At 41.4% G+C, this 15,813-nt stretch carries 17 protein-coding genes and 1 tRNA gene; 3 read left to right on the forward strand and 15 right to left on the reverse strand.

What is annotated here, in order from left to right:
* Positions 1-5 precede the first annotated feature (5 nt).
* The 3 genes from gluP (at position 6) to Q0Y52_RS03095 (ending at position 3,764) form a co-directional block, all read left to right on the forward strand.
* The gene (gene gluP, locus Q0Y52_RS03085) at positions 6-1,319 is read left to right on the forward strand and encodes a glucose/galactose MFS transporter (RefSeq protein ID WP_297817823.1); all 1,314 of its coding nucleotides are present in this window, start codon (positions 6-8) and stop codon (positions 1,317-1,319) included.
* A 108-nt stretch (positions 1,320-1,427) separates the two neighbouring features.
* On the forward strand, positions 1,428-3,368 hold the full coding sequence (gene acs / locus Q0Y52_RS03090) for an acetate--CoA ligase (RefSeq protein ID WP_297817826.1): 1,941 nt from the start codon (positions 1,428-1,430) through the stop codon (positions 3,366-3,368).
* A gap of 225 nt (positions 3,369-3,593) precedes the next feature.
* The gene (locus tag Q0Y52_RS03095) at positions 3,594-3,764 is read left to right on the forward strand and encodes a hypothetical protein (RefSeq protein WP_297817829.1); all 171 of its coding nucleotides are present in this window, start codon (positions 3,594-3,596) and stop codon (positions 3,762-3,764) included.
* Between the two features lie 61 nt (positions 3,765-3,825).
* Here the strand turns inward: Q0Y52_RS03095 and Q0Y52_RS03100 are convergent, their stop codons facing one another.
* The 15 genes from Q0Y52_RS03100 to cyaY all read right to left on the reverse strand — a co-directional run bounded on the left by Q0Y52_RS03100 (position 3,826) and on the right by cyaY (position 15,710).
* Entirely contained in the window at positions 3,826-4,443 is a 618-nt protein-coding gene (locus tag Q0Y52_RS03100) for a 3'-5' exonuclease (RefSeq protein WP_297817832.1), read from the reverse strand.
* Positions 4,444-4,635: 192 nt separating this feature from the next.
* The gene (locus tag Q0Y52_RS03105; RefSeq protein WP_297817835.1) at positions 4,636-5,526 is read right to left on the reverse strand and encodes a pseudouridine synthase; all 891 of its coding nucleotides are present in this window, start codon (positions 5,524-5,526) and stop codon (positions 4,636-4,638) included.
* A 173-nt stretch (positions 5,527-5,699) separates the two neighbouring features.
* Positions 5,700-6,614, reverse strand: coding sequence for a hypothetical protein (locus Q0Y52_RS03110; protein WP_297817837.1), 915 nt, complete (start codon positions 6,612-6,614; stop codon positions 5,700-5,702).
* Between the two features lie 18 nt (positions 6,615-6,632).
* On the reverse strand, positions 6,633-7,280 hold the full coding sequence (locus tag Q0Y52_RS03115; protein ID WP_297817839.1) for a hypothetical protein: 648 nt from the start codon (positions 7,278-7,280) through the stop codon (positions 6,633-6,635).
* 27 nt (positions 7,281-7,307) lie between these two features.
* A complete protein-coding gene (locus Q0Y52_RS03120) occupies positions 7,308-7,775 on the reverse strand; it encodes a hypothetical protein (protein WP_297817842.1) in 468 nt (155 codons plus the stop codon).
* An 11-nt stretch (positions 7,776-7,786) separates the two neighbouring features.
* Positions 7,787-8,047: a DnaJ domain-containing protein gene (locus Q0Y52_RS03125; protein ID WP_297817844.1), complete on the reverse strand. Its 261-nt coding sequence runs from the start codon at positions 8,045-8,047 to the stop codon at positions 7,787-7,789.
* A 251-nt stretch (positions 8,048-8,298) separates the two neighbouring features.
* Positions 8,299-8,375 (reverse strand) — tRNA-Arg (locus Q0Y52_RS03130).
* Positions 8,376-8,782: 407 nt separating this feature from the next.
* Positions 8,783-9,859 carry a 3',5'-cyclic-nucleotide phosphodiesterase gene (locus tag Q0Y52_RS03135; RefSeq protein WP_297817847.1) on the reverse strand — a complete coding sequence of 359 codons (1,077 nt, stop codon included), beginning with the start codon at positions 9,857-9,859 and terminating at the stop codon, positions 8,783-8,785.
* Between the two features lie 3 nt (positions 9,860-9,862).
* Positions 9,863-11,038 (reverse strand): heme biosynthesis HemY N-terminal domain-containing protein, encoded by a 1,176-nt coding sequence (locus Q0Y52_RS03140; protein WP_297817849.1) that lies wholly within the window; start codon positions 11,036-11,038, stop codon positions 9,863-9,865.
* A gap of 2 nt (positions 11,039-11,040) precedes the next feature.
* Positions 11,041-12,354, reverse strand: coding sequence for a uroporphyrinogen-III C-methyltransferase (locus tag Q0Y52_RS03145; RefSeq protein WP_297817852.1), 1,314 nt, complete (start codon positions 12,352-12,354; stop codon positions 11,041-11,043).
* Positions 12,355-13,110, reverse strand: a complete 756-nt coding sequence (locus Q0Y52_RS03150; protein ID WP_297817854.1) for a uroporphyrinogen-III synthase — start codon at positions 13,108-13,110, stop codon at positions 12,355-12,357. It abuts the gene before it with no gap.
* Between the two features lie 3 nt (positions 13,111-13,113).
* Positions 13,114-14,043 carry a hydroxymethylbilane synthase gene (gene hemC / locus Q0Y52_RS03155; RefSeq protein ID WP_297817857.1) on the reverse strand — a complete coding sequence of 310 codons (930 nt, stop codon included), beginning with the start codon at positions 14,041-14,043 and terminating at the stop codon, positions 13,114-13,116.
* Between the two features lie 279 nt (positions 14,044-14,322).
* Positions 14,323-14,481: a hypothetical protein gene (locus Q0Y52_RS03160; RefSeq protein WP_297817860.1), complete on the reverse strand. Its 159-nt coding sequence runs from the start codon at positions 14,479-14,481 to the stop codon at positions 14,323-14,325.
* Positions 14,482-14,675: 194 nt separating this feature from the next.
* Complete coding sequence (locus Q0Y52_RS03165) at positions 14,676-15,350, reverse strand: alpha/beta hydrolase-fold protein (protein ID WP_297817863.1); 675 nt, start codon at positions 15,348-15,350, stop codon at positions 14,676-14,678.
* 42 nt (positions 15,351-15,392) lie between these two features.
* Positions 15,393-15,710: an iron donor protein CyaY gene (gene cyaY, locus Q0Y52_RS03170; RefSeq protein WP_297817866.1), complete on the reverse strand. Its 318-nt coding sequence runs from the start codon at positions 15,708-15,710 to the stop codon at positions 15,393-15,395.
* Positions 15,711-15,813: the final 103 nt, after the last annotated feature.

Genomic DNA, 15,813 nt, shown 5'->3' on the forward strand with positions numbered 1-15,813 from the left:
TGACCATGCAAACTATTAATACCCAGCAACCTAACCCAAGTGCACTTCTACCTATGTTGATTATAGGTATGTTGTTCTTCGTGTTTGGTTTTGTCACCTGGCTTAACGGCGCCCTTATCCCATTTTTACAAATAGTCTGTGATTTAACTGAGTCACAAGCGTTACTCGTCGCCTTTTCCTTTTATATTGCCTATGTTGTTATGGCTCTACCTATGTCTTGGGTGTTAGACAAAGTAGGTTACAAACATGCCATGTGTTTAGGCTTAGTAGGCATAGCCTTAGGATGTTTACTGTTTATCCCAGCGGCATACTCTCAAGAATTTGTCGTGTTTCTTTTTGCTCAGTTTATTGTGGGTACGGGACTCACTATTCTGCAAACCGCATCCAACCCCTATATTGTAAAAATTGGTCCACAGGAAACCGCAGCCGTGCGTATCTCTATAATGGGTTTATTGAATAAATTTGCCGGTTTTCTTGCGCCAATAGTTTTTACCGCATTAGTGCTAGGTGAATTTACAGGTGTAAGTGCTCAATCAGTAGCGTTATTATCAGAAGCAGATAGAGTGACCCAAATTACCGCTTTGTCCAATGGATTAGTCTTGCCTTATATCTATATGGCTATGGCTTTATTAGCATTAGCTATTTTATTGAAATTTTCTTCACTACCCGATTTAGTCTTTAAAAAGCCAGAATTCGCTGGGGCAGAAACAGACAGCTTAAAGGCCTATCCACAATTAATACTAGGCGTAGTAGTGCTATTTTTATATGTAGGCGTCGAGGTAATAGCAGCAGATACGATTGGCTTGTTTGGTTCGCATTTAGGTGTAGCCAATGCCACGTCTCTCACCTCTTATACTATGGCCTTTATGGTGCTAGGCTATTTAATAGGTTTAATGCTGATCCCACGTTTTATGGATCAGGCTCAGGCATTAGCAGGCTCTGCCATTTTAGGTTTAGTATTGAGTCTGGCGGTGGTTCTTGCCGATGTGCAATCCACATCAATCTCCGTATTCTTATGGGGATGGATGGGTATAGCTGAACTACCCAACGCCATTACCCTTATTGCAATATTGGGTTTGGCGAATGCTATGGTATGGCCAGCAGTTTGGCCTCTAGCCTTAAAGGGTTTAGATAGCTTAACCGCTCGCGGTTCAGCATGGTTGATTATGGGCATATCTGGCGGCGCTGTTTTACCACTTTGTTACGGTTTCTTGGCTGACCATTTTGATAACCAGTCTGCCTACTGGATGATGCTCCCTTGTTACAGTTTCATCCTATTTTATGCCCTCAAGGGACATAAAATTAGGCAATGGTCTTAATACTTTTTGCAAATAATTGAGCCTAAGGTGAATGACTTTAGGTATGTTCATCGTATAATTATGAATGTATGACAATACAATCAATCACCCCTTTAACTGGAAGTATTCATGACTAAAATGCTCTATCCCGTGCCAGAACACGCCAAGCAAGATTCTTTCTTAAGTCCCGAAAAATACCAAACCATGTATCGTCAATCGATTGAGTCTCCCGATGTATTTTGGCAGCAGCAATCAACTATTGTGGACTGGTATAAGGCCCCCACTATCATCAAAAATACCCATTTTGATAAAGACGATCTGCGGATTAAATGGTTTGAAGACGGCCAGTTAAATGTTAGCTACAACTGTATCGATAGACATTTAGTCAAACAGGCACAACAAACCGCGATTATTTGGGAAGGCGACGCTCCTGACATTAGCCAAGATATCAGCTATCAACAATTACATGATGAGGTGTGCCGCTTAGCCAATGGCTTAAAAAAGCTCGGGGTCACTAAAGGGGATCGTGTAGCTATCTATATGCCGATGGTGCCCGAAGCAGCTTATGCGATGTTGGCTTGTACTAGAATTGGGGCGGTTCACTCTATAGTCTTCGCTGGTTTTTCACCTAATGCCATAGCTGACCGTATCAACGACTGCGATGCAAAAGTAGTGATCACCGCAGACGAAGGGCGTCGTGGTGGCAAAACTATTCCCTTAAAAGTCAATGTAGATGAAGCCCTAAAAGATAACCGTTGTCCAAGTATTAAACACAGCATAGTGTTTCAAAATACCCGTGGTGAGGTAGCAGTTAATCCACAAGACCAGTGGTGGCATGAATTGGTTGCAGATTGTGCATCAGAGTGTATCCCTACTGTCATGGATGCTGAAGACCCATTATTTATTCTCTACACCTCTGGCTCTACAGGCACACCCAAGGGTGTGGTGCATACCACCGGGGGATATCTAGTATATGCAGCGCTGTCTCACAAATACGTTTTCGACTACCATCCCGGCGAAATATACTGGTGTGCAGCAGATGTAGGCTGGATCACTGGCCACAGTTATATGGTATATGGACCATTAGCCAATGGTGCCACTACATTATTATTTGAAGGGGTGCCCACTTACCCTGATGTTAGACGAATTTGCCAAATAGTAGACAAACATCAGGTCAATGTTCTTTACACAGCGCCTACCGCAATTCGCGCATTAATGGCTCACGGAGATTATCCCGCCCAAGGTACCCACTGTAATTCACTGCGTCTATTAGGCTCGGTAGGCGAACCGATTAATCCCCAGGCTTGGCAGTGGTACTATGAAACCATAGGCAAAAGTCGCTGCCCCATTGTGGACACTTGGTGGCAGACCGAAACCGGGGGCATCATGATCACCCCGTTACCAGGAGTCACCGCTTTAAAACCTGGCGCCGCCAGCATGCCATTTTTTGGTATCCAACCTGCCATAGTCGACAAACACGGCCAAGAGTTATTATTAGCTGCTGAAGGTAACTTGGTGATCCGCGATAGTTGGCCAGGCCAAGCTAGAACAGTTTATGGTGACCATGCCCGTTTTATCCAAACCTACTTTAGTACCTATGAAAATCAATATTTCACAGGCGATGGCTGTCGCAGAGATGACGATGGGTACTATTGGATCACCGGTCGAGTGGATGATGTACTCAACGTATCGGGTCATCGTTTGGGCACCGCCGAAATAGAAAGTGCGCTGGTATCCCACCCTGCTGTTGCCGAGGCGGCAGTTGTGGGTTACGCTCACGACATAAAAGGCCAAGGCATTTATGTTTTTGTTAGCCCTGTTGCAGGACAAAGCGTTAATGATGAACTCACTAACGAACTTAAAAAGTGGGTACGTAAAGAGTTAAGCCCTATTGCGACCCCTGATATTATTCAATGGACACGAGATCTGCCTAAAACCCGCTCGGGTAAAATTATGCGCAGAATATTACGTAAAATTGCCGCCAATGAATATGAGCAGCTAGGCGATATCTCGACCTTGGCCGATCCGAGTGTGGTTGAAAGTTTGATAGCCAACAGGTTGAATCGCTAAGATCATTAAACTACCGGTCGAGGCGCTTCGACCGGTAGCTTAATGAGGCCAAGTCAAATGTATAGCGCCCTCACCTTCAGTGTTATTAATGCGATATTAAAATCTCTGACGCTTTTAATATTTTTTGACTCTGACAATTTTAGACTGATTAGCTTCATATAATACAAAGGTATAGCCACTTCGCCCAAGAATATTCTAATCCATAACAATACTGAGGCGATATTCGTGTCTGATAATAAAGTCATATTTGAATTTGAAAAACAGAACAAAAATAGTATTCGATACAAAGAAGTACCAGAAGATGGCATGCCACCAGTCATAGGCAGTATCTATGTCCAAAAATGGTTTGCAGGCAATAGTAAAAATATTGAAATCACTATTAGCAAAAAGGATTAAAACTCGGTAACTCCGACCTTAATGGGCTCTGTGATTATTTACTGGGAAGGTTAATCAATAATTACTCTGCTAGCAGCAATGTATTCACTCCACGTTTTGGTGTTTTGGAGAGTGTTTGGATTAATCTAAAGGGTACGTCTTGTGCTGTGATTATTTGAGAAATGTCGTCCAGCATAGTCATCCACAATTTTGCAGTCATTTCTGAGTCGAATAAGGCTCTATGAAACCCCCCACCCGATGGAATATTTTTGTAGGTAATTAACGCACCTAATTTATGACTAGGAGCGTCTTGATATAAACGTCTTGCGACAAGTAAAGAACAAGCAAAATCACCATGATACGACTTATAAATTCGACCTAATTCAGCATCTAAAAAACGTTTATCGAATGACGCATTATGAGCAACCAGGTTGTGGTCACCCATAAAGTCAGCAAACTGCTCCATCACTTCATCACAGGGAGCAGCGTGGCTTAACATACGGTTAGTGATCCCAGTATAATTTTCAATAAAAGAACTAACGCGTTTTCCTGGATTCATTAATGCTTGAAAACGCTCAACCACACGTCCTTTTTCAAGACGAACCGCCCCTATCTCTATGGCTCTGTCTCCCATGTCGGGTGACAGCCCAGTGGTTTCAAAATCAAGTACAACAAGGGAGTCGGCGCAGGTTGGTGTCATATTTAAATTACCTGTGTGGTATCAACAAGGTTTTTTAACAAACAAACAAACAAATACGCATTAGCCGAAGACGTATTGGGTAAATAAAACACTTATCGACAGCCTTGACGTTATGCCAGAAAAAAAGCGTCGTGAATATTGAGAGAAACCTGAGTAAACAGCATGCATGACGAGACATTGAGTTTGCACCCATTAGTCTAAGCTGAGTTGGGTATGACTCAAAAAGTGTCTTACTTGTTGTGTCACAGGGTCAATAAAACGCAATTGTTGTGCTAACAGTTGCAGCGGTTGGCTGTAATCATCTGGCTTACTCGGCTGTAACTCAGGATAGTAAGTATCATTTAATAGCGGCCAGCCAAGGCTTTGCATATGCACACGTAATTGGTGAGTTTTGCCTGTTATGGGATTCAGCTCAAATAAGGCTTTGTCGGCCGTATATTGCAGGCAACGGATCCGCGAATGACTGTTAGCCAGTCCTGGGACAATTCGCATCAAAAATCTCGGTTCAGATTTTTCTAATCGATTTTTAATTTCCCATTGCTGGTTGTCCATTGGGATACGTTGATTAATACAGGCAATAGCCTGATAGGTTTTAGTAACTTGATGGGTTTCAAACAGACCATGATAATATTGACGTGAGTGGGGGTTAACCGAAAATAATACCAAGCCCGCTGTGCCATTATCAATGCGATGCACGGCTTGTAATTGCTGATTACCTGTTTTACGACGCAAACGATTTTGTAGGCATTCTTCAACATATTTTCCACCAGGCATGACCGGTAAAAAATGCGGCTTATGTGCCACCAAAATTAACTCATCTTCAAACACAATTTCCTCTGCAAAAGGGATCACAGGCTCACGTGCTACTTCACGATAATAATACACCCGCTGCTGAGCCGCATAAGGAGTAAGTGCATGTATTAAGCTTCCGTCATGCCAATGCACCTTGCCATCCAGCATACGTTGTTGCCACACATCAGCCGAGATGTTTGGAAACTGACGAATAAGAAATGCTAGGACAGTCGTTACACCAGGATTATGCTGGGGTAAGCTGAATTTAGACGGGGTAATTGCTATCGCCATAATGGCACTCGTAGTTGATATTATAAGGCGCTTAAAGATCTCAATTGAAAAAAGAAAAGCATGGTGTACTCGAACGCCAAATAAACAGTGCATTCATTTATTCTAAAGCGATGTCAGCCTCAGAGGATTCAAATAACCACTAAAATCCCCACTCACCGCTTCTTGGCATCAACCTAATCAGGCTTTAAATAAGCGATATCTTCTTGATCGTCTAGGCCAAAATCGTAGCACCCCTCAAAATCATCATTCAATTCGTTGGTGACATTGACTGAGAGCTCTAAAATCTCTGGGATATACACAGCCATGTTTTTTTGTGAGGTGATGATGGTCTTAAATTCATGAAAATCCAATAAAGACGACTCTTCAAGAAAATTTCTTATGCTCATTGACTGATTTTCAGAAAAGGTTGACACACATACCGCAAATTTTTCGAGCGCAAGCTCCACATCTGTAGTACACAGATAAGTTATCAGTTGAGTGTAGCGCTCATGATTAAAAGTATTCTGCTGGGAATCGATTAGCAGCAGTGCCACAGCTGAATTAAGCAGTTTTTGCAGCTCAAATTTTAGGTAGTCTTCATCTGTTTCATGTATGACTACATTGGCAGCATATTTTGACGAAATACTTCTGTACAAGTTTAATAGCTTTAAGCTGTCTTGGCCTTTTTTGACTAAATCTGCATGTATGCTTGTGATATCAGAAGTGTCGTTGGCTGCTAATGCGTAAGTAGAAAGTTTAATTTGTTTAAAATATTCAGCTGAAATATCTTTTATGCCAGCATATTTTGCCCAACCCGCTCTAAAACAATACACAATACCTTGGGTCTTGATAATTTCTTTTGCTTTTTCGGTACTATTATCACAATGACTTAACAGCCCTAGATTGATGATCCCTAGGACTATTTCACAGGCTTTTTTAATGTGATCAGCATAAATAATAGATAAATTGTCAGAAGCGATCCGTAGCGACATATCTGACAATTGTTGCTTAGTCTTATGCACAAATGCTTCAGAAAAATAGCCCTCAGCCAGTCCGTCTTTTAGCACCAACAGGATGAAGGGTTTGTTCCTCAACTCTGCTATTTTCATGATATTGTCCTTATCATCTTATAGAGGGGCAAACATATCGTCTGTGTCCATTTCCACAGCCGTCACTCTTTGTTTATTAGCATTGTTTTTTAAGGCCGCTTCTATATTGTCCAAAGTGCCATTAGTGCTCACAGTCATCACTTCACAGTACGATTCTTCATCAAGATTTTTTATTTTCAGAAGCAACTCTTCAATGCTGCCAGACACAGGTTCTTCATCGTATTCGAGCTCAGAAAAATCATGACCGATAAAAGGCAGTGATAAATACAACAAGCCAAAATCATCTCCAACAATAGCCTTGAGGATTTCTCGTTGTTTTTCATCATCTTCATAAGACAGAAATATTTGTGCGAGCAAACTGTGGGCTTCGGTTTGTGCACAAAATAACGACTCTTCATCCAAATTTTGCCAATATGAAGGTTCGACATTTAATAATTTTTTAATGGAATCCGCATCCATCAGCCAAGTCGCAATAGAGGGTATAGTCGCATCATGCTCGCGCACAATTTTAGCCACGGTTAAGATATCCATTTCAGCAAATACCGCTAACATCGCGTTATCGCCCTGCTCAGATGCAATTTGTTCTAAGGAGGTACCCGCACGTCTGCCGCTTTGTTGGGCTTGTTCCGTAATATCGGTGGCGAGAATCAGTGCTTTACTAGTCAATTGGAATTCCTCAAAAATAATTTAATATTATTCATCATAGCCGTAGGTTGCGTAGGGTTGTTCTGTGTCATCGTCAGCTTCCACGTCCTGGGGTAAAGCAGGTAAAGGGGTGGCATCATAAGTATTATAAAAATGAATGATCAGCACTGCCGTTTTCAACTCATCCTGTGAATGATTCATTAATTCTGTAATCGTGGCTCTGGCATCAGCATGTACACCCACAAAAGGTTTAACGTCATCCCATGCGGGTTGCTGAGAGACATCTAACTTAGCGAGATTTTTTGAATCTATTCTGACGCTGCGGGTAATGGCCATGGCCAATTGGTCGACTAGGCCATTAAAAACCGAGCTGTTTGAAGTTAATTGAGCTGACAAAACCTTTAAATAATTACTCAACAGTTCAGGGTTTTCTGGGTCAGTCAACGACTCCATATTTTCTAAATACATAGAAAAGTCATCAGATAGATAAGAAGGTATGGGTGTTTCAAATGACATTTAATGGCTTCCTATAGCAAGGCATTGTGCCAAAAAGAATCTGCGATTTCTCTTGGGTCGGTGATAATAGTGTAATGGCTCTTAATGTATAAAGAGCGCTTTTGAGGATCGACAATGACTTCGTACGCCTTTTGGATTAATTGAAACTGTTCTTTTGCCTCTGCTGCATCATTTCTATCGGGATGATATTGATTGGCCAGTTTTCGATACGATTTTTTAATTTCGGTGGTCGAGGAGGCTCTGGTGACCCCCAATAGCTCAAAATGGTCCATAAAATATAAAGTTAACCTTGTGCATACAATTCAACTAGACGTTGCCTGTGTTTTTCTGTTTGTCATTTTACCTTTACCGTTGTTTTTTAACAATGCCGGAAGGGGGATTTATCACATCGGTGCCTTGTTCCTAAAAATAGAGCTAATACAACGCTTTGCTCAATAACTTAACCAGACATCTAACTTGAAAATCTGCTTAATATATTTTTCGTAACAAGATAAAATTATTTAGAACCAAATAATTAGAAAAGTGGTGCACCCGGCGCGATTCGAACGCGCGACCCTCGGCTTCGGAGGCCGATACTCTATCCAACTGAGCTACGGGTGCATATAAAATCGTGTCTGCCTTTAAAAGACTGCGCTTTTTATAGCTGTTATAGGGATCCCTTCGGTCTGTTTAGCTGCATCAACGCGCCGACTGCTCAACTCGGCAAAGGTGTCAAGTTGGGGTACCCATCATCATGGATGATGTTTGTGACCAGTCAACATCAGACGCCACGTTTGAAACACCCACTAAGCTTGAATAAGCGAGGGCTGATTTTAAAGAATTATGTCACTTTTGCCACTGTTATTTGCTTTTATTATGGGCTTGCCTGATAAAACCAAGCTAACATCAGCGTCCTATATCTCTCATCATTTAATACTTAAAACTTAATTAAAATAATCCCGGATGTTTTTAACATCTGAATTATTTCATTTTTTAATAACATATTGAAAATAATATACTTACCTCAATTAAAATATGATTCTTTGTCCCTGTTTTGCCAGTATAAAGTTGAAGCCTAACGTATTGCCTTGTTGCAGCTCTTGTTGAATTTTATCTCTAGGATCAAGACCACTTTTTAGACTGTATTTAATATGGCTGATGATGACTTGAATATTCTGAAATTGTTGTTTGTTGTCAACCAACGAATAAAAGTAAGTAAGTTCTGACATTAACCATTTTGGTGTAAGGTGACCAAATAGTAGATTATCAGTTTGCCGATTATCGAATGACACTTCTATCACTAATCCTTTAAGCTTTTTCGTTTGCATTTGCTTGGCTAGATAACGCCAAACCGTCGCGAGTTTCCCTTGTTCCTCAACTTCATCTGGGCCTGTGTCGCCAAAGTAAACAAACAAATTATCTTGGTATTCAATTACAAACGCGGTGGACTCAAGAGGATGGCTTAGGCTGAATGCTGTCACTTGTAGCTGGGTATTTTTCAAACGTAAACTTTTCTGGGGTGCTAAGTCAATGACTTGGTATTTATTTAAAAGTGGTGGTGTGCCTCTATCTGTGAAATTCGCCCAGGCTTGCCAATTGAAGTAGGTATCGCTCATAGTTTGATTGACGGACTTGAGCGCATAAATGGGTTTTTCATTGTCATCAGGTGAAGCAATCAATAGGCCTGCCACGTGGTCGAGGTGACCATGGCTAATCAAATAACCTTTGATGTGGTGATGTAAAATGTTACCAGGGGCAGATAAAGTTTTATCTGTTATGACTGGCAAGGCTTCGAAAGCGTTATTGGACAAAGCAACGTTGATACCATTGACTAAGGTGCCAGCATCTAAGGCAATATAATTGGGTTCTGATAAGGCACGTAATAAAAAAGCACTCAGATTACCATCTTGAATACCACCAGCATCACCTAACGTGACCAGCTCAAACACAGGTGACGTGTCAGGTGGTGTTAACGTTTCAGGTGATGTTATAGGTTGCGCACTATGTAACCGACACGATAGGACAAATAAAAATACACAACTGCATATTTTTTTAAGCTGAGTACCAGCAAAAGTATATTTATTTAACTGCAACAATTTAACCATCGGTTAATCTTCATTAGCTTGCATACTCTGCTTATACAACTGCAGCGCTTGTTGTGGAAAGTCTTGCGACTCTTTTATGTTTGCCATTAAAACTAAATCTTCTTGTCGATTACCTAACTTAATTGCCTTAGCTAACGCTTTTTCTGCTAACAATTTGTCGTTTGCGTTAAACGCAATATGCCCTAAAGCGGAGAGTAGTTCGACATTTAAACCATCTTGTTTCAGCCAGTTTTCTAGTATTTTAATGGCTGGTGTGGGGTTGGGCAATGTAAGTAATTTGAACATAGGGATCAGGAGTGGATGAGGTGCAGATTTTTGGTATTCCACCAGAGCAAGCTCCGCATCCTCATGCATGCCTTGGTCAATAAGTTGCTGTATATAAGCGGCTTGCTGCGCAGGATCTTGACGGGTGTTTCGGGGTAACGATTTCCAGTTTTGTTTTAGCTGACCAGCCCCTTCTTTACTGGCAATTTCTGCAAAGTGTCCTTTTGACGCCTGCTGCATTAAGGGTTCGTAATCATTGCCTAACGCTTTTTTCCAGCCTTTTAACTTATCTTTTAACTCTTGCCATTTACCTGCTTGGCTCAGTGCTTGTGCCCACAGTTTTAATACAACTGTTTGGGCTTGCTGTTTCTCATTTAGGCTTTGTATAAGTGTGATTGCTTCATGTGACTGATAGTGTTGCAACGCATCACGAATTAAACACAAGTTAGCTGCCAAGATAGATTTTTCATAGGTTGCAGCCAAACGCCAATAACGTTTAGCCAGTAAAGGTTGCCCCAGTTGCATTTCAGCTTCTGCTGCGGCTAACAAATTAATCCCATCGAAATCTTCATTTTCAATCTTCTGGAAATTTTTTCTGGCCATCAGATAATTTTTTTCAGCCAAGGCTATCAAACCAGCAGTAAAAGCGTTTTGCTTTTTACGGTTACCCCATTGACCTAACCAACTTTTCGATCCAGAAGCCGCAACCAAAGAGGCTTTAACCAATAAGTTGGTTAGCATTAAACCGACAAATATTACAATGAACGATAAGCTAAGTGACCAGACATTCATCTCCACTACCCAGCCATTGAATTCGACCATGACATAACCACTATCGTCGAAAATCATTGCGGCAATGACGACGCCAATCAGCAAGATAACCAGGACCAAAAAAATTCTAATTAGATGACTCATAGTTAGTTATTTCCGTTTATAAAACGGCTATTTAAGCGTTGTTCTATGATATCTTGCAGTAAAGGAGTGACAGTAAACTGATTAGGATACGCGCTTTCAAAGTCAGTCCTTTGTAAGTTGCTTAAGCTGTCAGTAAATTGAGCAACACTGTCTTTTTCAGTGTCAAATGATTCAATTAATATTCCAAAAGCGGTTTGTAGTGACTGCTGATAAAGTGTTGAATTTTCTTGTAGCACTGCAATTTTCGCTTGATGCAACGCAAACTTGAGCTGCTCTTTGGATAACCATTGTTGTTGCTCAGACATAAAAGGTTTGATGTCGGTCGTCACCTTTTTAAAACTAAAAAAGTGTTGCGTGGCCTGTTGCCAGTTGCGTGCTAAGTTTGAGCGCCAATCATCAATAGACTCTGTGACGGTTTCATCCATTGCTTCAACTTCAGGCTTTTTAAAGAAAGCTAAGGGTAGGTTATCTACTTGTTTTAGCATGGCACCTAAGGCTAATGCGATAGAGCTAGTTGATACTGGATTAATTTGCTGCAGGGCTTGTAAGTCCTCTGCGAGTTTTGCACGTAAAGGTAACAAACTAGGGTCGTCTAAATCTTGAATACGACTATCAGCAGATTGCAACATCATAATGGCAGTTTTGACATCATGCTCTAACCAGAGTTTGCGCCCTGCCATACGTATCAGGAAATCAGCCTCGGCCAATAACCAATCCGCAGGTCTACGACCCGATACATCGGCCAAGTTACGCTGATTGGTTTTCACTTGTGCACTGGTAAGTTGAAGTTGTTCAATCACACTTTGGATACTGGCTTGTAATGCTTGGTTTTGTTGTTCTAGACCAGCTTTTTCCAGTTGGTTGGAGGCAATAGATTCAGAAATCTTCATTTGCTGTTGAACCATACGCGTTTGCTGCTCAGCTATACTCGTATCCTGTGCAGCTAAGGCATCAGTGTGTTGTTGGCTTTGTGTTTGCCACCCAAGCCATGCCCAGTAACCCGCGCCAATAATGGCGGCCAGTAATAATAAGTTAATCATAGTGAAAAACCACAATACCCCGGTTTTCACTTTAGATTCAGTAGCGGGCCTACGTGGACTCAAAGACGCAGTACTTTTACTGCTTTGATAGCTTGTTTCTTTGTTTAATAAATCAGCAGGTGTTGTTGACTGTTCCTCAACATTTTTGTGGCCTGTTGCTGAGGCATGCTTTTTTTTTGTTAAGGGACTAACCGCCTTTTCTTTAGCTAATGATTTTTCCAACTCTGCTAGCTTTGCCACATCTGACGGGGTTAATTTGTCCTGACTGTCTGCCATTTAATACTCCGAAGAATGTCTTGCGCGGGTAACCCACTGCTGTGCGCATTGAATAAGTGCCTGATCACTAGCATCACGGCTAACGTCAATCTGGGTTACACCCAGTTGCGATGCAATGTCTGCGGTTCGTTGGCTAACGACTATCCAGTTTACGGTCTGAAGCCAACTCGCTTCAAAATATTCAAAAGCCGCTTGAATAACCTCACCACTAGTAGCAATAATGCAACGAATTTGCTTTGTACGCCAGTCTTGTGTGAAAACGGGGGAGTCGAGTTTGACGCGTTTATACACTTCCCACTCTGCCACTTTTGCACCCCGGTTGATCAAAACGTCGCGCAGTAATTCTCTGCCGCCAAAACCTTTCATAATAATAATACTTTGATTCACAACTTGGGTAAGTTGAGGGAGGGCAAGCAGTCCTTCAGTTCTGGCTTCCTTAGGAACCGTAACCGCAAGGCCTGCTTTTTGTAATATATTTCCAGTACTGGCTCCCACAGCAAAAAAACACACGTTTTGTGGCCATTGGTTTTTCATCAACACACATTGCTCAGCAGCCACTGTACTGGTTACTATCACATAAATCTTTTCACCATCATGGCTATGCAAACCAGCTATTTTGGTAGGTAATTGGCCAATTGCATCATCATCCACAACAGTATCAATTAACCCGCAAGCAACTGCAGATAATCCTGCATAACTAAATGCTTGTGCACTGGCTTGGCATTTAGCTTGAGGCCTAAGGAGTAAAAATGTCACAGACTAATCGGCTTGCAAAGCACTGAGGATCTCCTCTGCCCCTTGGGCAAGCAACAATTCTGCGACATATTCGCCCAGCTTCTCAGCATTGTCTAGCACGTCAGTGTGCTGAGCATACAACATCACTTTACCATCCACCGACCCTACCAAACCCCGTAACGTAATATATTGACCATCTAACTCGGCAAAACTACCAATAGGCACTTGGCAACCACCATTTAATTTGGCGTTCATAGCTCTTTCAGCCTTGACCCTAATGAATGTTTCAAAGTGATTCAAGGGGGCTAGTAGCGCAATCAAGTCTGCATCATCATTGCGACATTCAATACCCACTGCCCCCTGCCCCACAGCGGGAAGTGATAATTCAGCCTGCATCTCAGATTGGATCCGCTCACGCATACCCAATCGGATCAAGCCTGCCGCAGCCAACACAATGGCGTCATATTCGCCTGCATCTAGCTTCGCCAATCGGGTATTCACATTACCCCGTAAATCTTTGATCACCAAATCAGGTCTGACTTTACGTAATTGACACTGACGTCTCAAACTGGATGTGCCTACCACTGCATTAAGTGGTAACGCTTCGAGTGAATTGAAGTGATTAGACACAAAGGCATCAAAAGGATTTTCACGTTCACAAATAGCGTGAAGGCCAAACCCGTCAGGAAAAGCAACAGGTACGTCTTTCATAGAATGCACAGCAATATCCGCACGACCTTCAGTCATTGCGACTTCTAGCTCTTTAATAAACAAACCTTTGCCACCGATTTTAGCCAAAGGGGTGTCTAAAATCTTGTCGCCCTGAGTACTCATAGGCACAAGATCAACCTGCAAATTATTATGGGCGTTAAGTAACGCCGCTTTAACGAACTCTGCTTGCCATAACGCTAAGGCACTTTTGCGCGTGGCGATACGGATAATGCGTTTTGACATGAAATTTCCTGAACAAATAATGACACTGACTATGTTATCAGAAACATAAGTCGTGTGAGAGCTTGGCTATAGACATATTTCGAGTAAAGGTAAAAAATGCCACAATTCCAAACAATTTTTTAGCACAGCGTTAATTCACTCAACACCGACACTTTTTTCAGCGATACAAAAGGTCTAGCGTGCTTATTGCTCATATTTAATTTAGATAGCCCACTTCAAAGTGCTGACTAATTTGTTCATGAGTTAATACGGTGATTTACATCAAAAAATAAATACGTTTCACTTTGTTATTTTGACCCTGCACAAAACCTTTAAGGATATCGGTGGGCGTTTGTTTTCTATACTGCGGCTCTGTTGACTACGTTCAACTTGTGCAGATAAAAATTGGCTCAACAAACCTAACGTTAAAATAATCAATAGTTGAGTGAGTTTTTTCATGGTGTTGCCCAGTTGTTCTATTGAATGCTTTAGGTACTTACTTTGGACATTTATGCAGGCAAAAAAAAGCTAGGGTTAACGGGCTTCTAGCTTTAAAAGCACCGCTAATTACTTTGGAATTTGCTTGCGTCAGTAATGTCAGGATAGCTTTTATTGGCTTGAAAAGCGCCATAGAAATTGAAAGGCCTTTACATCTACTCACATAATTTTTCTTGTAACCAAGCTGAAATATCATTTAACTGTTGCATACACACGTTATGTTGCATCGCATATTCATGCCAAGTAGCTTGATAACCGTTACTTTTTAACACTTTAAACGCAGTATTGCCCATAAAGATAGGCACAACATCGTCATGGGTACCATGGGCAACAAAAATCGGCGTATTTTTATTTGCTGAGTGCCCCTCGTCAATGAGTTTTTCTGACTCACTCATATAGCTAGACATAGACATCACACCGGCCAAGGTTTTTTCGTAACGAGTGCCCAGATGCAAGGCAATCACTCCACCTTGAGAAAAACCCGCTAAGACAATTTTATTTGCTGGTATACCTTGAGAAATTTCTTTTTCAATTAGATTGGCGACCAGTTCCGATGATTCTTTTACACCTTGGCTATCTGCCCTGTTATTAAAATCTAAGCTGGTAATATCATACCAAGCACGCATCAACATACCATTATTGATGGTGACAGGACGTGTAGGAGCATGGGGGAAAACAAACCTAATACCTAGTTCATCAGGTAATTTTAGATCAGGTACAATGGGGGCAAAACCATTACCAGAGTCGCCTAAGCCATGGAGCCAGATGACTGTGGCTCTTGCTTTACTTTTAGGATTGACTTCAACATAAGGTAAAGTTTGTTCGCTCATTGACATTATCTCGCTGGGTTATATGGGCTTATTTTTTTAGGGCTATTTTTTGAGAGTAATGGCTTGTTCAGCTTGCTTGGAAACCGCGTTATCTAAAAACGACCAAAACTCTACACCTGTGCGTTCATCTATCCATTGCTCATCTTGAAAGTTAAAATGATGGCCATTAAACTTAGTCGCTACCCATAATTGCTGTAAAGGTGGCTGTTTATTGATGATGATTTTGGTACCGTTCAGAAAAATCATGGTTAATATACTGCTGGCTGACTCATAATCGATATCGACTTCACACTCGTCGAGCATTTCTTCAATGTTAATTAACAAGTCATCACTCATTTGATGATATTGGCTATCTTTCATGTTGCTTCACCTATTTGATAATCTGGCTGTGGAATTTAATGATTGTTTTATTACCAATACACTGCGCCATATTGCATACAATTAGAATATGCTAACATTGCAA

The organism is uncultured Paraglaciecola sp., assembly GCF_943787955.1.
Taxonomy (GTDB): domain Bacteria; phylum Pseudomonadota; class Gammaproteobacteria; order Enterobacterales; family Alteromonadaceae; genus Paraglaciecola.